General features: G+C 69.9%; 16 protein-coding genes. 8 read left to right on the top strand and 8 right to left on the bottom strand.

The genetic code is table 11. The features are described 5' to 3' along the window. Nucleotides 1–52 precede the first annotated feature (52 nt). Nucleotides 53–175, bottom strand: a complete 123-nt coding sequence (locus LWF15_RS36695) for a hypothetical protein (protein ID WP_269810566.1) — start codon at nt 173–175, stop codon at nt 53–55. A gap of 438 nt (nt 176–613) precedes the next feature. Here LWF15_RS36695 and LWF15_RS21375 point away from each other — a divergent pair, with 438 nt between their 5' ends. Beyond that, on the top strand, nt 614–2,191 hold the full coding sequence (locus LWF15_RS21375; RefSeq protein WP_232812652.1) for a S53 family peptidase: 1,578 nt from the start codon (nt 614–616) through the stop codon (nt 2,189–2,191). A 77-nt stretch (nt 2,192–2,268) separates the two neighbouring features. Here LWF15_RS21375 and LWF15_RS21370 read toward each other — a convergent pair whose 3' ends face one another. Together LWF15_RS21370 and LWF15_RS21365 are read right to left on the bottom strand one after the other, a co-directional pair. Beyond that, nucleotides 2,269–2,439, bottom strand: a complete 171-nt coding sequence (locus LWF15_RS21370) for a hypothetical protein (RefSeq protein ID WP_232812651.1) — start codon at nt 2,437–2,439, stop codon at nt 2,269–2,271. A gap of 203 nt (nt 2,440–2,642) precedes the next feature. Further along, on the bottom strand, nt 2,643–3,185 hold the full coding sequence (locus LWF15_RS21365; protein WP_232812650.1) for a DUF4334 domain-containing protein: 543 nt from the start codon (nt 3,183–3,185) through the stop codon (nt 2,643–2,645). Between the two features lie 121 nt (nt 3,186–3,306). Between LWF15_RS21365 and LWF15_RS21360 the strand changes: the two genes are divergently transcribed. After that, nucleotides 3,307–4,521, top strand: coding sequence for a GNAT family N-acetyltransferase (locus tag LWF15_RS21360; protein WP_269810599.1), 1,215 nt, complete (start codon nt 3,307–3,309; stop codon nt 4,519–4,521). 421 nt (nt 4,522–4,942) lie between these two features. Next, complete coding sequence (locus LWF15_RS21355) at nt 4,943–5,683, top strand: S1 family peptidase (RefSeq protein WP_232812648.1); 741 nt, start codon at nt 4,943–4,945, stop codon at nt 5,681–5,683. Here LWF15_RS21355 and LWF15_RS21350 read toward each other — a convergent pair. Further along, on the bottom strand, nt 5,676–6,359 hold the full coding sequence (locus tag LWF15_RS21350) for an HAD family hydrolase (protein WP_232812647.1): 684 nt from the start codon (nt 6,357–6,359) through the stop codon (nt 5,676–5,678). The genes LWF15_RS21355 and LWF15_RS21350 overlap by 8 nt on opposite strands. A gap of 139 nt (nt 6,360–6,498) precedes the next feature. Here LWF15_RS21350 and LWF15_RS21345 point away from each other — a divergent pair, with 139 nt between their 5' ends. The 4 genes from LWF15_RS21345 (at nt 6,499) to LWF15_RS21330 (ending at nt 10,923) form a co-directional block, all read left to right on the top strand. Next, a complete protein-coding gene (locus LWF15_RS21345) occupies nt 6,499–7,947 on the top strand; it encodes a glycosyl hydrolase family 18 protein (RefSeq protein ID WP_232812646.1) in 1,449 nt (482 codons plus the stop codon). A 77-nt stretch (nt 7,948–8,024) separates the two neighbouring features. Continuing rightward, nucleotides 8,025–9,374 (top strand): carbohydrate-binding protein, encoded by a 1,350-nt coding sequence (locus LWF15_RS21340; RefSeq protein WP_232812645.1) that lies wholly within the window; start codon nt 8,025–8,027, stop codon nt 9,372–9,374. A gap of 85 nt (nt 9,375–9,459) precedes the next feature. After that, entirely contained in the window at nt 9,460–9,954 is a 495-nt protein-coding gene (locus LWF15_RS21335; protein ID WP_232812644.1) for a CBS domain-containing protein, read from the top strand. Nucleotides 9,955–9,990: 36 nt separating this feature from the next. Next, on the top strand, nt 9,991–10,923 hold the full coding sequence (locus tag LWF15_RS21330) for a TIGR03619 family F420-dependent LLM class oxidoreductase (RefSeq protein ID WP_232812643.1): 933 nt from the start codon (nt 9,991–9,993) through the stop codon (nt 10,921–10,923). Nucleotides 10,924–10,950: 27 nt separating this feature from the next. Here the strand turns inward: LWF15_RS21330 and LWF15_RS21325 are convergent, their stop codons facing one another. The 4 genes from LWF15_RS21325 to LWF15_RS21310 form a co-directional block, all read right to left on the bottom strand. Next, nucleotides 10,951–11,856: a heme-dependent oxidative N-demethylase family protein gene (locus LWF15_RS21325; protein ID WP_232812642.1), complete on the bottom strand. Its 906-nt coding sequence runs from the start codon at nt 11,854–11,856 to the stop codon at nt 10,951–10,953. Between the two features lie 21 nt (nt 11,857–11,877). Then, nucleotides 11,878–13,632: a long-chain-fatty-acid--CoA ligase gene (locus tag LWF15_RS21320; RefSeq protein WP_269810565.1), complete on the bottom strand. Its 1,755-nt coding sequence runs from the start codon at nt 13,630–13,632 to the stop codon at nt 11,878–11,880. A 21-nt stretch (nt 13,633–13,653) separates the two neighbouring features. Beyond that, nucleotides 13,654–14,598 carry an alpha/beta hydrolase gene (locus LWF15_RS21315; protein WP_232812640.1) on the bottom strand — a complete coding sequence of 315 codons (945 nt, stop codon included), beginning with the start codon at nt 14,596–14,598 and terminating at the stop codon, nt 13,654–13,656. 72 nt (nt 14,599–14,670) lie between these two features. Continuing rightward, nucleotides 14,671–15,525, bottom strand: a complete 855-nt coding sequence (locus LWF15_RS21310) for a helix-turn-helix domain-containing protein (protein ID WP_232812639.1) — start codon at nt 15,523–15,525, stop codon at nt 14,671–14,673. A 141-nt stretch (nt 15,526–15,666) separates the two neighbouring features. Here LWF15_RS21310 and LWF15_RS21305 point away from each other — a divergent pair, with 141 nt between their 5' ends. Then, a complete protein-coding gene (locus tag LWF15_RS21305; protein ID WP_232812638.1) occupies nt 15,667–16,344 on the top strand; it encodes an SDR family NAD(P)-dependent oxidoreductase in 678 nt (225 codons plus the stop codon). The last annotated feature ends 3 nt before the right edge of the window (nt 16,345–16,347 follow it).

Here is a 16,347-nt window from a genome sequence, read left to right as displayed (position 1 = left end):
CACTGATTACCGCAGATCGTGCTCCGGGTCGTGCTCTCTGGGAGAGCGGGCGTCAGGCCCGGGCGAACATTTCGGCAGACCGCTGACCGACGATCTGGGCGGCCGGAGTGAGCCCGTGCGGGCGCGGCGTGCAGTCGAGGCAGCTGACCGTGCGGCGCTGCGGCTGCGCCGGCATCAGCCCGACCGGGGTGGCCCGAGGGGTGACAACGGTGGCGTGGTCGAGGCAGATCGCCGCGCCACAGTGTCGGCAGCACCCGAAAGCGGTTGCCTGCAAGCCGTTCTGGAGAGCGCAGTCAAGGCAGTTCATGAGATGTGACTCCTGGTTCGAGGTAGGGCTGAGCGCCCTGATCTACAGGTGGGATTCGCGCAGCAAGCGCGCAAAGCGGCAGCACTGCACAGCAAGAAGGATTGGCGCCGGATCACCTTCACGGCGGCCAAGCAGAAAGTTACCCCGCCCGAACCAAATCGGCCACCCCGGGAAGAACCCGGCGTGTCACCCCCGTGCGGGCGAGCAGTTGCTCCGAGAACTAGTCACTGCCCGATCGGTCAACCCGTTTGCCCCCTACACCCCATCTGAGCAAAATGAGAACGACGCGTCGAGCCTGGGGGAACCATGGGGACGAAGCAGAACAGGGTTGTTCTGAGCGGCGGGGCCGGTCAGCAGTGGCTGCCCGAACACCCACTCGACCGGGAGCCCGACCCCGACGCTCCGGCCCGGCTCACGCTGCTGCTGCGCAGACGGGCTCCGCTGCCCAATGCACTCCTGGAGACTCCCGCCGTCATCTCTCTCGACGAGCTCGCCGCCCAGTACGGCGCTGCTCCGGACGATGTGCAGCTGGTCAAGGATGTGCTGGGCGCCCGGGGGCTGGAGGTCACCGACGCGGGCGACCGGCTGGTCACCGTGGAGGCCGGTCTGGCCGCGCTGACCAGTGTCTTCGGCGCTTCGCTGCGGCTGTTCGAGGGTGAAGACCCGTTCCGGCCCGGTCCGGTGCACTACCGGCGCCTGGCCGGCGACCTGCTGTTGCCGGCCGAGCTCGACGGCGTGGTGCTGTCGGTGGTCGGGCTGGAGACGCAGCCCGTCGCGCGCCCCGAGTTCTACACCCCCGACGGCGAGCCCAACTCGGTCTACTCCCCCATCGAACTCGGCCGCCTGTACCGCTTTCCGGCCGACATGGACGGCACCGGGCAGCGGCTGGCCGTGGTGTCGCTGGGCGGCAACTGCCATCCCGAAGACCTGCAGGCCTACTTCACCGGCCTGGGCCTGACCCCGCCGAGCATCACCCACATCTCGGTCGACGGCGCCGACATCTCACCGCCCACCGGTCCGGCCACCAAGTTCGACCTCGAGGTCACGCTCGACCTGCAGATCTCGGGCGCCCTGGCGCCGGGCGCGCAGATCCTGAACTACGTCACCCGCAACAACGGCCAGGGCATCCTGCTGGGGCTGCGCGCGGCCATCCACGCCACGCCGGCGCCCACCGCGATCAGCCTCAGCTGGGGCTCGCCGGAGATCACCTACTCCGGGCAACTGGCCCTGGCCATGCACGACCTGTTCGAAGACGCGGCGGCGCTGGGCATCACCGTCTGCGCGGCCAGCGGCGACACCGGCAGCGTCAGTGGAATGAAAGACGGCGGCCACCACGTCAACTTCCCGGCTTCCGACCCGTACCTGCTGGCCTGTGGGGGCACCACGCTGATCGCCGACGTGCAGACCAACACCATCCACGCCGAGACCACCTGGAACACCGGCACCTCCAGCGCCACCGGGGGCGGGGTGAGCGGCGTGTTCGACCTGCCCGACTGGCAGGCGGCGGCCGACGTGCCCAAGCGTTCGGGCAGCGACGACCCCGGACGGGGCGTGCCCGACGTGGCGGCCAACGCCGACAACAACACCGGCTACCAGGTGCTGCTGGGCGGCCGGCAGATCTGCGTCGGCGGCACCAGCGCGGCCACCCCGCTGTGGGCGGCCCTGATCTGCCGGCTCACCCAGTCGCTGGGCCGGCCGCTGGGCCTGCTCCAGCCCCTGATCTACCAGGACCTGCAGGCCAATTCGGTCACCGCCGGGTTCCGCGACGTGATCAACGGGGACAACGGCGGCTACGCGGCCCGCCCCGGCTGGGACGCCAACACCGGACTGGGCTCACCGCACGGCGAGGACCTGCTGGCCGTACTGCGCGAACGCCTCCCCTGAACCCCCTGAGCCGCTTGAGCTCCTGAGCCCCCCTTGACCCGCTTAGCCCCTGACCCGCTAAGCCCCTGAGCCGCAAGCTACTGCTCGGAGGACTCGCCAGGCTGCTTGTCGTCGATCAGCACGTCCCGCTCGTCGTCGGCGGTACCGGTCGAACTGCGCAGGGCTTCCCGCTCGTCCTGCAGGGCGACCTCCTGGTCCAGACCGGCCGGTTCGCTCGGGCCGGCCGTGGGCTCACTGGGATTCGTCATGTTCCCAGCTTTCCGCTTTCAGCAGAGGCCGCCACCGCGACCGCCCCGGCTCAGATCCGGCGACCCCGCTCAACCAGCCCGAACCCGGCCGCCCCACTCAGCCAGCCCGAACCCAGCCCCCCACTCAGCCCGAACCCGGCCCCCCACTCAGCCGGCCCAGATTCGGCCGCCCCACTCAGCCAGCTCGGATCCGGCGGCTCGGATCAGTCGGCCGAGCGGCGCAGCACGAACATGAACGGTTCGGGCAGCCCACGCATGTCCATCGCCCCCAGCAGCTTGCCGGCGTCGACCGGACGGAAGTGGTCGATGATCGGCAGTGCGTCGTAGACCATCGACCCCGTCACCACGCCCCGGTACTCGACCATCCGCAGCCGTGCCTGGGGTTTCGAGGTCTTCAGCAGCGGCAGCAGACGGCCGCTGGTGCGCATCACGGCAGGCCGCCCGAGCAACTGTGGGTAGCGCACGCCCGCCCCGAGTGGCAGCAGAGAAGGGTTGACCCGAAACGGACGGCCACCCTGCTCGAAAACGAGCGGATCGACGTCCTCAGTGCTGTGAAAGTTCTTTCCCCGCCAGCCGGCCGCCTCCAGCTGACCGTCGAACACGTGGCCGGTGCGCAGCCCCGTGCCCCGCCACTGGCCGATCAGCTGATCCAGCCCGACCGCGGGCAGCGAGTCGAACAACTCCAGCGCCTGGTCGGTGGTGCTGCCCGTCAGCAGCTCGGCAAGCCTTTGCGATGCGTCGGTCATCCGCGATCCTCCCAGCCTCGGTAGCGAAGCCTACCTGTGCCCGAATCGGCTTGCCCCAGTGAGCGAGGACGCTGCACTGTCTGCGGAGGACCCCGCCGACAACGAGGAGATACCGGCCGCAATGGAGATTCGCGCCACGACCGAGGAGAACTTCCAGGTCTTCGTCGACACCGTTCACTCGGCCTTCGCGCGACTGCCCGAGGCCCCGGTCGACGGCGGCGGGCTCTGGTGGTCGGCTCTGGAGCCGGAACGCTGCCTGCTGGCCTTCACGCCGAAAGGCAAGGCGGTCGGCACCGCCGGTTCCTACCCCTTCGAGCTCACGTTGCCGGGTGAAAGGATCGCGCCGGCGGCCGGGGTGACCGCCGTCGGTGTTCTGCCCACCCATCGCCGGCGTGGCGTGCTCAGCGCAATCATGCGGCACCAGCTGACCGACCTGCGTGAGCGCGGCGAGTTCCTGTCGGTGCTGCTGGCCTCGGAGGCGGGCATCTACGGCCGGTTCGGCTACGGAACCGCCACCTACGAGGCCGAACTCACGGTGCGACGGCACGAGAACGCCTTCGCCCCGCCGAGGGCCGGTGGGACTGATCCCAACCGCGGTTCGATCGAACTGCTGCCCAGCGCCGAGTGCCTGCCCATCCTGGAAGACGTGTACGACCGCTACCGCCGCCAGCAGCCCGGCGCCCTGTCCCGGCCGCACCGCTGGTGGTCCTTACGAGCCGGGCAGCCGCCCATCGCCCCCCAGCCCCGCCTGATCGCGCTTCACCGGGATGCCGACGGTCTGGCCGACGGCTACGCCAGCTACGCGCGTGGCGAGGGCTCGTCGCTGAAGGTGGACGAGATCGTCGCCCCCAGCGACCAGGTGTTCACCACGTTGGCCCGCTACCTGCTCGATCACGACCTGTTCACCTCGATGGTCTTCCGGCACGTCCCGCCCGAGCACCCACTGCGCTGGCAACTGGCCGACCTGAGGGCCGGGCGGGTCGGCAAGGTCACCGACTGGCTCTGGGTGCGTCTGCTCGACATCCCCCGGGCCCTCACCGCCCGCGGCTGGTTTGACGACGGCGAACTGGTCCTCGACGTGCACGACCCGTTCCTGGAAAAGCAGGGCCGCTACCGCCTGCACGTCCGCGACGGCAAGGCCGAGTGCGAGCCCACCGACCTCCCACCCGACCTCACCCTCGACGTGCGCGACCTGGGCGCCATCTACCTGGGCGGCACCACCCCGAGCACGCTTGTCCGGGCCGGCCACATCCAGAGCCACACCGACGATGCTGCCGCCCGGGCCGACGTCCTCTTCCGCAGCGACCGTCTGCCGCACTGCCTGCACTGGTTCTGACCCGTCACGGGGATGGCGGCTCGAACTCGTACTGGAGATGAAGAGTGGTGTTTTCGGCGAGAGCTCGGGAACACGTGTGCCGACGGCGGGCCATGTGTGAGACGGGAAGGGCCCACGGAGGACGCTCAAGCCGCCGGACATGATGGTTCCACTTTCGATGGCCGAGACGATCGAGCAGACATAGGGCTCAGAACTTTATGGATCGTCGGCGCCTGGCGAGGATCACCATCCCTGATCCCCAGACCCAGCCTTGCCGTAGCGATGTGCCTGGGCCGGTTCGCGTAGTACTCAGCAGGTGGAAGTGGCTCGGGACTTCAGGCACGAGGACGCGGGCGGCGCCCGCCGGAGAAACTTTCGAACAAACCGGCCGCTCGCTGCATCTCACCTTCCGGCAGACGGTGAAGCGGACAGGAGCAGGTTGATGAAGCGGTACGGCAGGACGGCCCTGGCAACGGTGGCGATGGCGATGGCCGGGCTGGTGGCCGCCCCGGGGTCGGCGCACGCGGTGATCGACGGCAAGAAGAGCACGTACGGGCCATGGGCGGTGCGGATGATGGTCGACGGCAAGCCACACTGCACCGGCACGGCGGTCAGCAACCAGTGGATCATCAGCGCCTCGCACTGCTTCTTCGACCAGCCCGACGCCCCGGTCGCCGACCGCCGGATCACCTACCAGGTGGGCAACCTGAACCAGCTCAAGGGCACCACGGTGCGGGTGGTCCGGGGCAGCCGGGTGGCCAACCCGGACGGCGCCGACGTCATGATGATCAAGGTGCAGAAGATGAAGGGCGTGAAGCCGACCCAGCTGTCCACGGCCAAGGTGAAGGCCGGGCAGCCGGTGCGGGTGTACGGCTGGGGCGCAACCTGCACCGACGACGAGAACAAGTGCCAGGCCAACAATCTGCGCCAGGCCGACCTGGTGGTGCGCTCACCCCGCACCGAGGGCTGCGAGAACTACGCCAGCCCGGCCGGCAAGGACTTCTGCGCCACCAAGGTGCGCGGCATCCCGGCCGGCGGTGACTCGGGCGGGCCGGTCATGACGGTCGCGCCCAAGGGCAAGCAGAAGCTCGTGGGCGTTTTCTGGGGCTCGGACCGCGAGAAGATGGCCGGCGCCGCCTCGATCGCACAGCAGCGCCGGTGGATCAGGTCGGTCATCAGCTGATCAGTGCCGGTAGTTCCCGCAGGCTGTGAATCACCGTGACCTCCGGCCTGGCAGCCTCTTCCGAGCCGTCACGGTCCAGCCAACAGCCCACCAGCCCGGCCGCCGCCGCAGCCTCGGCATCGGTGGCCAGGTCGTCGCCGACGTAGAGCACCCGGGTTGGGTCCCAGCCCAGTCGCCCGCACGCGCCCAGGAAGCTGGCCGCGGCCGGTTTGGCCGCTCCGACGTCAGCCGGAACCAGCAGTGGCATCCGTGAATCGAGTTCCAGGCGAACCATCTTCGCGCGCTGCTGGGCCCGGTCGCCGTTACTGAGCACTGCCGCCCGCCCGAGCTTGGGCACCACCTCGGCCACGTCCTCGAACGGCCGCCAGGCCCGTTCGTACTCACCGAGATAGATCGCGAATTTCTCGTCGAGGTGATCGACCGCAGCACCGTAGGCCGTCAGAAAATCCCGCATCCGGGCCCGGCACTGTTCCGCGAAGCTCAATTCCCCGGCGAGATATCTCTGCATGTGCACTTTCTCCAGAGACCGCCAGAATTCCAGCGCCTCACCGACGGCCGCCGAGGGAACCCAGTGTCGGCACGCGCCCGAAAAGGCCACCCGGGCCGCGGCCCGGTGATCGAGCAGGGTGCCGTCCAGGTCGAGCAGAACGGCTTCGACGACGCGGGCCGGCTTCATGCAGCCAGCATCCCAGGGCGCCGTCAACAGATCGCAACAATCTGCCTACTTCCCTTTTTGTGAAGACGGCTTGTAACCTTGTGGGAGCAATATGTAAACCCTCCTCACTAATCATGTCTCCCGCCCTGAAGGGAAACTCATGAAACGTGTTCGACTGGCTGCTGCCTGCCTTGCGGCCACTGCAACGGTGGGCCTGATCGCCACCCTCGTCCCGGCCGGCGCACAGGCCGCCACCCCCACCGCCCGGGCCGCCGCGGCCTGCACCGGCCCGAACTGGGTCCGCGACGTCGCCTACGTCGGCGGCAACGTGGTCACCTACCAGGGTCACACCTGGACGGCGAAATGGTGGACGCAGGGCGACATCCCGGGCAACAACGCCCAGAACGTGTGGGTGGACAACGGCGCCTGCGGTGGCACCGACCCGACCACGCCGCCCACCACTCCGCCGCCGACCACCACTCCCCCGCCGAGCACCAACGGCAAGAAGGTGATCGGTTACTACACCAACTGGAGCACCTACCAGCGCAACTTCCAGGTCAAGGCGCTGGACACCAGCGGGGCCGCGGCCCGGCTGACCCACATCAACTACGCCTTCGGCAACGTCACCGGCGGAAAGTGCGTGACCGGCGACGCCTACGCCGACTACCAGAAGACGTTCACCGCGGCCGACTCGGTCAGCGGCACGGCCGACGCCTGGGACTCGCCGCTGGCCGGTAACTTCAACCAGCTGCGCCAGCTGAAGAAGAAGCACCCCAACCTGAAGGTGATCTGGTCGTTCGGCGGCTGGACCTGGTCGGGCGGCTTCGGTCAGGCGGCGCAGGACCCGGCCGGATTCGCCAAGTCGTGCCGGGCCCTGGTCGAGGACCCGCGCTGGGCCGACGTGTTCGACGGCATCGACATCGACTGGGAGTACCCCAACGCCACCGGTCTGAGCACCGACACCAGCGGTTTCGACGCCTACCGCAAGCTGATGCAGGCGCTGCGCACCGAGTTCGGGAAGGACCTGGTCACCTCCGCGATCACCGCCGACGGCACGCCCGGCGGCAAGATCTCCAAGGCCGACTACGCCGGGGCCGCCCAGTACGTGGACTGGTACCTGCCCATGACGTACGACTTCTACGGCGCCTTCGACGCGGACGGCCCGACCGCGCCGCACTCCCCGCTCACCGGCTGGACCGGAGCGCCGAACCCGGGCTTCGACTCCGACACCGCGATCAAGAAGCTCAAGAGCCTGGGCATCCCCAGCTCGAAACTGCTGCTGGGGATCGGTTTCTACGGTCGCGGCTGGACCGGCGTGACCCAGGCGGCTCCGGGCGGATCGGCCACCGGGCCGGCCGCGGGTACCTACGAGCCGGGCATCGAGGACTACAAGGTCCTGAAGAACAGCTGCCCGGCCACGGGCACGGTCGCCGGCACCGCCTACGCCAAGTGCGGCAGCAACTGGTGGAGCTACGACACGCCGGCCACCATCGCCGGGAAGATGACCTACGCCAAGCAGCAGAGCCTGGGCGGGTCGTTCTTCTGGGACCTGTCCGGTGACACGTCCAACGCGGAACTGACCAAGGCCGTTGCCAACGGCCTGAGCTAGTCCGGCGGGCGCCCGGTCCGGCGGGGGGCCGGCCGGGCGCCCTTTCACCATCGTGAAACTCGACGTAGAGGATCACCATGCCCAAACGTAGAAACCTCCTCGCCACAGCCGTAAGCTCGGTCCTGATCGCATCGTCGCTGGGACTGGGGGCATCCATGGCCACCGCTGCCGTTCCTTCGCCGCCGGCCGGTTTCACCACGGTCTGGAGCGACGACTTCAACGGCTCGGCGAACACCCTTCCCTCCTCGGCCAACTGGATCTTCGACATCGGCCACAACTACCCCGGCGGCGCCGCCAACTGGGGCACCGGCGAGATCGCCTACCACACCAACAGCACCCAGAACGTGAGTCTGGACGGCAGCGGCAATCTGCGGATCACGCCCCGGCGGGACTCGGCCGGCAACTGGACGTCGGCCCGGATCGAGACGCAGCGCACCAATTTCGCGGCCCCGGCCGGCGGTGTGGTGCGGTTCGAGAGCCGCATCCAGCTGCCGAACGTCACCGGCGCTGCGGCGCAGGGCATCTGGCCGGCGTTCTGGTCGCTGGGTGAGGCCTTCCGCGGCAACTACACCAACTGGCCCGGCGTCGGCGAGATCGACGTGCTGGAGAACGTGAACGGCCAGAACACCGTCTACGGCACCCTGCACTGCGGCGTCGCCCCCGGCGGCCCGTGCAACGAGTTCAGCGGCCTCAGCGGCAGCCGGGCCAACCTGAACCCCTCACCCCAGGCCGGATTCCACACCTACGCCGTGGAACTCGACCGCAGCACCTCACCGGAACAGTTGCGCTGGTACGTCGACGGCCAGCAGTTCTTCTCCGTCAACGCCAATCAGATGGACGCGACGACCTGGAACAACGCCACCCACCACGGTTTCTTCCTGATCCTCAACGTGGCGGTCGGCGGCAGCTGGCCCGGTCCCCCGACCGCGCAGACCGCTTCCGGCGTCCCGATGATCGTCGACTACGTCACCGTCTCGCAGAAGAACGGCGGCACCACCCCGCCACCCACCACCCCACCGCCCACCGGCGGTAGCCGCGACGCCTACGGCACCATCCAGGCCGAGAGCTTCGACAGCCAGTCCGGCACTCAGGTGGTCGACGGGGTGAAGCTCGGCTACATCTCCAACGGCGACCAGGCCGTGTACAAGGGCGTCCGCTTCGGCACCAACCCGGCCCGCACGTTCGTGGCCCGGGTCGCCTCGGGAGCCGCGAGCGGGGTGAGCGGGCTGATCGAGGTCAGACTGGACAGTGCCACCGCAGCCCCGGTCTCCACCATCGCGGTCGGCAACACCGGTGGCTGGACGAGTTACCGGGACGTGCCCGGAGCCCTGTCCGGGGTCACCGGCAACCACGACGTCTACCTCACCTTCAAGTCGGGTCAGCCCTCGGACTTCGTGGATCTGGACAGTTTCACCTTCCGCAACTGACGCACAACCGACCCCCGCCAGGACGGGAAGTGCCCTCTCAGGTCATGCTGGGAGGGCACACCGGTCTGTGAAGGATGTGGAAGCGATGGCGGGCGGTACCGGCAGTACCGGCAGTACCCGAGCGCCCGGCGAACTCGTCGGTCTGCTGGTGGCCGATGTGCTGCTGCAGCGGCCCAAGACCCTGCCTGCCGGGGCCACCGTCGCCCAAGCCAGGGCCGCCTTCGACGACGACCACGTGCACATGCTGCTGCTGGTGGAGGCGGACGAGCGACTGGCCGGCACCCTGGTGCGCGACGATCTCGCAGACGCCGCCGCCGGCGCCGCACTGGCCCACGCCAGCCTGCAGGAGCGCACGCTCAGCGCTTCCCTCTCGGCCGAGGAGGCGCGGCAGGTGCTGGTGGCGGCTGGGCAGCGGCGGCGGGCAGTGGTCGATACCGATGGACGACTGGTCGGGCTTCTGTGTCTGAAGCGCCGGCTCACGGGGTTCTGTTCGGACCGGGACGTCGCCTCCCGGGCTGCGGAGCGGGGCGAACGACCCTGTGCTCCGGCCACCGTTCAGAATTCCGGACATTCCGGATAGCCTGCGGCTTCCGTCCCCGGTCAGGAGGGGCCGCTGGTGATCAAGCTCGGGATGAGCCTTCCGCAGTTGCACTGGTACGACCTGCGCACCGACGTCGCCGCGGTGGCCCGGGGCTACGAGGAGATCGGGCTGGACAGCGCCTGGGCGTTCGAGCGTCTGCTGGTGCCCGAAGACCAGAGCGGGGCCCACGGGCTGTTCCAGATGCCGGACGTGCCCTGGCCGGACTACTACCGCGACGCCCCCGAGCCGCTGACCGTGCTGACCACCGCCGGGGCCGTGACCTCGCGCATCGAGCTCGGCACCAATGTGCTCGTGGCTCCCCTGCACCTGCCCGTGCGCCTGGCCAAGACCCTGGCCAGCGTCGACGAGATCATCGGCGGCCGGCTGATCGCCGGGCTAGGCACCGGCTGGTCGATCGACGAGTACCAGGCCACCGCGCCGCGGCCGTTCGCCGAGCGGGGCGCCGCCCTCGACGAGTTCCTCGACGTGGCCGAGGCGGTGTGGGGCCCGGACCCGGTCAAGTTCCACAACGAGCGCTACGAGATCACGCCGGCCACCGTCGGGCCCAAGCCCGCCCGCCGGATCCCGGTGGTGCTGGGTGGCGGCCGGGGCAGGGCGCTGGACCGGATCGCCCGGCGCGCCGACGGCTGGCTCCCGACCAACCTCACGCCCGCACAGATCGGCACCCAGCTCGCCCAGCTACGGCAGACGGCCGCCGACCACGGGCGCGACCCGGGCGAGATCGGCTGCATCACCCAGGTGATCAAGCGCGACTTCGAGCGGGTCACCACCGCCGGGCGGGCCGCCTACGCAGGCGACTTCGAGCAGCTCACCGAGGACGTGGCCGCACTGGCCGAGGCCGGGGTGGACCACGTCTTCCTGGCCTCGTCCAGCGCTGCCCGTGACCGGGCCGAGCTGCTGGACTGGGCCGCCGCGTTCCACTCCGCCGTGCGCGCGGCCGGACTGTAGCGCGGCCTCCCCCGAGCGATCGGTGCGCTACACCCGTCCATTGTTCGAAAACTGCTGCAACAAGGCCAGAACCGGCTCGCGATAGGGCAGCACACCCTTGTACTCCAGGTCGGCCGCGGGCATGACCTCGATCGTGGAGGCCAGGTCGGCGGCCACCGCCGGACGGTCGGCGAGCGCCGAGAGCGGTTCGTGCGCGGTGCGAATGGTGAACAGCACGCTGTTGCGAGCCGGCGCCGGAAGCAGGCGAAGGGTCTGGTACTCCACCCGAACGTGCAGGGCCTCGGCCGCTTCCTGCGCGGTGCGCACCCGGATCCCCTGCCGGGCGCGGGAATCGGCGGCCGGCTGGTACAGGCGCGGGTCGTCGGTGATCGCCCAGTTGGCCCGGGTCATGATCCGGTTCTCCCGCAGCGAGGTGAGGAACTTGTCCACCGCGGCCGAGAGCTGGTCGGCGTAACCGGGCACCGGCACGTGGATCCCGACCATGTCCTGGCCCAGCTTCTCGGCCAGCAGCCAGCGGTTCGGCATGGCCAGGCTGGCGCCCACCAGCCGGGGGCGGCCGTCGCCGATGTCCACCAGGCACAGGTCCTCGGCCACCAGCCGCCCGGCCACGTCGAGCGGATGCCCCGACGGCGAGGGCGGATCCGGTTCCTCACCCAGCATCGGGCGCAGCAGGTCGAGCAGCACCTGCCCGGCGACCTCGGTGCCCGGCAACGCTGCGAACGCCCGCTCGCCCTCGGCATCGAGCAGCGCCCGGCGCCAGCGCACCAACGGCGCATCCAGCGGCCGAGGGCGCAGCCACTGCTGCGGGGGCAGGGTGCGCGCGCCGACCACGTGCCGGAACGGGCGTGGGGCCGGTTTCGGCCACCACGCGTCGTCCGCCCGCAGCGCCTCGGCCGGGAGCGCCGCCTCGAGCTCTTCGGGCGAGGTCCTCATCGCTCCAGTGTGCGTGAACGCCTAGCTTTTCTTCACCAGATCGGCGACCTCGCGGCGCAGCACCTTGCCCATCGGGTTGACCGGCAGCTTCTCCACCGGCACGAACCGGCGCGGGACCTTGTAGCGGGTCAGCTCCTCACGCAGGAAGGCCCCCAGGGCGTCCTGGTCGATCGACTGGGCCTCGGCGGCCACCACCGCGGCCACCACCTCGTCGTGCCCGTCCTCGTCGGGCACGCCCACCACGGCCGCCTCCTGCACGCTGGGGTGGGAGCGCAGGACCTCCTCCACCTCGCTGGGGTAGACGTTGAAGCCGCCGACGATCACCACCTCCTTGATCCGGTCGACCACCGAGATGTACCCGTCCTCGGCCATGGTCACGATGTCGCCGGTGCGGAACCAGCCGTCGGCGTCGAGCACCTCGGCGGTCTCCTCGGGCCGGTCGCGGTAACCGCCGAACACCTGCGGGCCCTTGACCACCAGCTCACCGCGCTCGCCCAGAGGCACTTCCTGGCCCGGGTTCTCCGGGTCGACGATGCGCACCAGCGTGTCCGGCACGGGGACACCGATCGAGCCGGGACGGGGCTGGTTCATCGGGTTGCCGATCACCAGGGGGGCGGTCTCGGTCAGGCCGTAGCCCTCGACCAGCGAGCCGCCGGTGGCGCTCTGCCACTCCTGGACCAGCTCGGCCGGCAGCGCCATGGCTCCCGAGATGGAGAAGCGCATGCTCTGCATCGAGACTCCGCGCCGCTTGGCCTCTTCCAGGATGCGCCGGTAGATCGGCGGCACCCCGGGCACGAAGGTGGGCTCACGGCGCTTGAGCGCGTCGACCATCAGCGCGGTGTCGGGCTTGGGCAGCAGCACCAGCTCGGCGCCGGCCCGGATACCGCACAGCAGGCCCACCGTCAGGCCGTAGGCGTGGAACATCGGCAGCGACGACAGCCATCGCTCCTGGCCGTACTTGAGCTCCGGTACCCACGCCACACCCTGGGCGCAGTTGGCGACCACGTTGCGGTGCAGCAGCGGGACGCCCTTGGGGGTGCCGCTGGTGCCCGAGGTGTACAGCAGCAGGGCCACGTCGTCGGCGCCCGGCCGGGGATGGGCCGGGTCCAGCGGGGCAGCCTTGACCAGGTCGGCGAACTTCGGGAACCCGGGGGCCGCGGCGGTCATCTCCTCGCGGGTGGCACGGGCCTTGGCCACCGGCAGGCGCAGCGCCAGCCGCTTGGCCAGCGGCAGGTCCTGGGTCATGTCCAGGGTGACCACGGTCTGCAGGGCCATCTGCGGGTCGCGCAGGATCGGCGCGATCGTCTTCACCGCCTTGTCCCAGACCAGGGCCACCTTCGCCTGGTGGTCGGCGAACGGCTTCTTCAGCTCGCCGGTGGTGTATAGCGGGTTGTGCTCGACCGCGGTGGCGCCGAGGCGCAGCACGGCGTGGAAGGCCACCAGGTGCTGCGGGCAGGTAGGCATCAGCAGGGCCACGTGGTCGCCCGCGCGCACCCCGAGCCCACGCAGGCCCTCGGCGGCCCGGGCCACCTGGTCGCCGAACTCGGTGTAGCTGGTGGAACGCCCGAGGAACTCCAGGGCCGGGCGGTCGCCGAAGCGCCCGATCGTGTTCTCGAGCTGGTCGACCAGGGTCTCGTCGCCGTACTCGAGGTGGAGCGGGACTCCTGGTCCGTAGGAACCTGCCCAGATCGACGGGTCGGGCACGCGAACTCCTTCGTGAAGGGGGGTGAACCTACGCCAACGTAGGTTACGGGGTCCTGAGTTCCCGTGCGCCATCGGGACCGTCTGCCCAGCTGTTCAGCCTTCGTAGAGCTCCACGTACAGCTCGTTCACCTCGTCCGCCCGCTCCCCCAGGTAGTCCGGGCGCACGATGTTGTGCGGCAGGGCCTCCTGCTCCGGGAACTCGTGGGTGGCCACCTTCAGGTCGTTGGCCTCGGCGATCCCGGTCGGGATGTCGGTGGCCACGTCCAGGTCGATGTAGGGGTCGGCGTGCGAGACCGCCACCGCGACGTGCTGAAGCCGGTCGTTGACCGGGTCGTCGCGGTAGTTGCGCCGCACCCGCAGGTACTGGGCCAGGCCGCTGAGGGTGAAGTTCAGGTCGCCGACGGTGCGGTCGGGCAGCACCCGGTTGCCGTAGAGAACGATCAGGGGCCGCACCACGAACGGCGGGGCCTGCGAGGCCGCGGGCTGGTAGAACGGCGAGAGCACCAGCAGCCGGCTGACCGCGTCGGAGCGGTACTCGGCCAGCCAGGTGGCCAGGACCCCGCCGCCGGACAGGCCGATCACGCCGGTCTCCTCGCCCAGGCCGGCCGCCACGTTCAGCGCCTCGTCCGCGTAGTCGGCCAGCCCGTCGGAAGCGACCTGGCTGGCCTCGGTCACGTCCTGCAGCCCGTGGTGCGGCTCGCGCGGCACGTAGACGTTGTACCCGCGCTCGTAGAAGACGTCGGCCAGTTCCGCGTAGTCCTTCGGGCAGCTGGTGTAGCCGTGCAGCATGAGCACCGCCCGCGCGGTCTTGCGCGGGTGCACCCGCAGCATGCTGCGGCACTCGCTGCGCACCTGGGGATTCGCCGTATCTTCTTCCACCGCGACGTTTCCGGCCTTGGCGGCCAGTTCGAACGACAGCACGTCCGGCTCGGCATTGCGTAACCGGTCGCTGCCGAGCGGCCAGACGTACAGCAGCCCGACCAGCAGGGCGAGCACCACCACCACGGCCCCGAGGCCCAGCCCGATCCGACGCTTCATTACTCCCCCACCCCAGCAATTGGATGGGAATTCCTAGCACTGCGAGGGCCAGAACTACGAATTAAGGACGATTCAACGCGCCGATGGCGCCGAGGTCGCCTTGGTCACGGGCAGGTCCGCGGAGGCCAGAAGGGCGAGCCGGTCGGCGTCGCCCGAGGCGGGATCGGGGTAGTACACGACCATCCGCAGCCCCTCGGAGCCGTCGATGCTCAGCCGTTCCCGGTTCAGCCGGATCCGCCCGACCTGCGGGTGGTTCACCGTCAGCAGGGTCTCGGTCTGCTCGCGCACCTCGTGCCGGGCCCACAGCCGGCCGAACAGCGGGCTGGCCAGCGACAGTTCGCCGGTCAGCTCGATGAACCGGGGATCGTCGACGTCGTTGCCCACCGCCTTGCGGAAGCCGGCCACGTAGCACTCGGCCATGGCCTCCCAGGAGGGGTAGTACGCCTGCTCGGCCGGGTCGAGGAAAAGGTCTCGCAGCTGGTTGCGCCCGACCTGCAGTCCTGGTGACAGCGCCCGGGCCAGCCGGTTGGAGGCCAGCACGTCGAGGTAGCGGCCCTCGATGAAGGCCGGTTGCACCAGCGAGTCCAGCAGGCGCAGCGCGCCGGGCGGCACGACCTCCTTGCGCGGGCGACGACGACGCTGCCGGGGGCCTTCGGCGGCCAGGGAGAGCAGATGGGCCAGGTGCTCGTCGTTCAGCTGCAGCACCCGGGCGATCGACTCCAGCACCTGCACCGAGGGACGGCGATCGCGCCCGCGTTCCAGCCGCAGGTAGTAGTCGGCGCTGATGCCGGCCAGCATCGCGACCTCCTCGCGCCGCAGGCCGGGCGTGCGCCGCACCCCGACGGCCGGGATCCCGGCCTGCTGCGGCGTCACCAGCTCACGCCGGGCGCGCAGGAAGGCACCGAGGCCACTCGTCGTCTCACTCACCTGGCCACCATAAGACGGCCCGGGCCCGGTAGCCGGGGTCCTGCCAGGCCCCCGGCTCCGCAGGATCCTGGCTGGCCTCCCCGGCCGGTTCGTACGTTTCCCATCGGCCCCCACCGGGGCCCTTGGACACGGAGGAAACGTATGACCATCACCCTGATCACCGGCGCCAACAAGGGCATCGGCTTCGAGACCGCCAAGCAGCTGACCGAGCTCGACCACACGGTCTACCTGGGCGCCCGGGACGCCGAACGCGGTCAGGCCGCCGCCGACTCGATCGGCGCCTACTTCGTGGCGATCGACGTCACCGACGACGCCTCGGTGGCCGCCGCGTTCAAGACCGTCGAGGCGGCCGAGGGCCGGCTCGACGTCCTGGTGAACAACGCGGGGGTGCAGGAGTTCGGGCCGTTCGACGGTCCTTCCGCGCTGCGCACCTTCGACGTGAACGCGGTCGGCATCGTGCGGGTCACCGAGGCGGCGCTGCCCCTGCTGCGCCGCTCACCCAACCCGAACGTGGTCACCGTCTCCAGCTCCGCCGGTTCGTTCGGCGTGACCACCGGCCCGGACTTCCCGCTCAACATCGCGATCTACGGCGCCTCGAAGTCCGCCGCCACCATGCTCACCATGCAGTACGCCAAGTTCCAGACCGACATCAGGTTCAACGCCGTGGAGCCCGGCTTCACCACCACCGACATGACCGAGGGCTTCGAAGGTGGGCGCGACCCGCGGGAGAGCGCCCGCGTGGTCGTGCGCATGGCCAATCTGGGCGCTGACGGCCCGACCGGGACCTTCGTCGACGAGAACGGCCCGCTGCCCTGGTGACCC

It is taken from the genome of Kineosporia rhizophila, from assembly GCF_021277265.1.
Taxonomy (GTDB): domain Bacteria; phylum Actinomycetota; class Actinomycetes; order Actinomycetales; family Kineosporiaceae; genus Kineosporia; species Kineosporia rhizophila.
The sequence above is the reverse complement of the archived record's forward strand: the minus strand, read 5'-3'. Positions and strand labels throughout refer to the sequence as shown.

Bases quoted from the DNA above. Each gene is read 5' to 3' on its own strand.
- LWF15_RS21315 (WP_232812640.1), bottom strand. From the start codon at position 14,598: ATGAAGCGTCGGATCGGGCTGGGCCTCGGGGCCGTGGTGGTGGTGCTC.
- LWF15_RS21375 (WP_232812652.1), top strand. From the start codon at position 614: ATGGGGACGAAGCAGAACAGGGTTGTTCTGAGCGGCGGGGCCGGTCAG.
- LWF15_RS21360 (WP_269810599.1), top strand. From the start codon at position 3,307: ATGGAGATTCGCGCCACGACCGAGGAGAACTTCCAGGTCTTCGTCGAC.
- LWF15_RS21365 (WP_232812650.1), bottom strand. From the start codon at position 3,185: ATGACCGACGCATCGCAAAGGCTTGCCGAGCTGCTGACGGGCAGCACC.
- LWF15_RS21350 (WP_232812647.1), bottom strand. From the start codon at position 6,359: ATGAAGCCGGCCCGCGTCGTCGAAGCCGTTCTGCTCGACCTGGACGGC.
- LWF15_RS21320 (WP_269810565.1), bottom strand. From the start codon at position 13,632: ATGGCGCACGGGAACTCAGGACCCCGTAACCTACGTTGGCGTAGGTTC.
- LWF15_RS21305 (WP_232812638.1), top strand. From the start codon at position 15,667: ATGACCATCACCCTGATCACCGGCGCCAACAAGGGCATCGGCTTCGAG.
- LWF15_RS36695 (WP_269810566.1), bottom strand. From the start codon at position 175: ATGCCGGCGCAGCCGCAGCGCCGCACGGTCAGCTGCCTCGACTGCACG.
- LWF15_RS21345 (WP_232812646.1), top strand. From the start codon at position 6,499: ATGAAACGTGTTCGACTGGCTGCTGCCTGCCTTGCGGCCACTGCAACG.
- LWF15_RS21370 (WP_232812651.1), bottom strand. From the start codon at position 2,439: ATGACGAATCCCAGTGAGCCCACGGCCGGCCCGAGCGAACCGGCCGGT.
- LWF15_RS21335 (WP_232812644.1), top strand. From the start codon at position 9,460: ATGGCGGGCGGTACCGGCAGTACCGGCAGTACCCGAGCGCCCGGCGAA.
- LWF15_RS21325 (WP_232812642.1), bottom strand. From the start codon at position 11,856: ATGAGGACCTCGCCCGAAGAGCTCGAGGCGGCGCTCCCGGCCGAGGCG.
- LWF15_RS21340 (WP_232812645.1), top strand. From the start codon at position 8,025: ATGCCCAAACGTAGAAACCTCCTCGCCACAGCCGTAAGCTCGGTCCTG.
- LWF15_RS21355 (WP_232812648.1), top strand. From the start codon at position 4,943: ATGAAGCGGTACGGCAGGACGGCCCTGGCAACGGTGGCGATGGCGATG.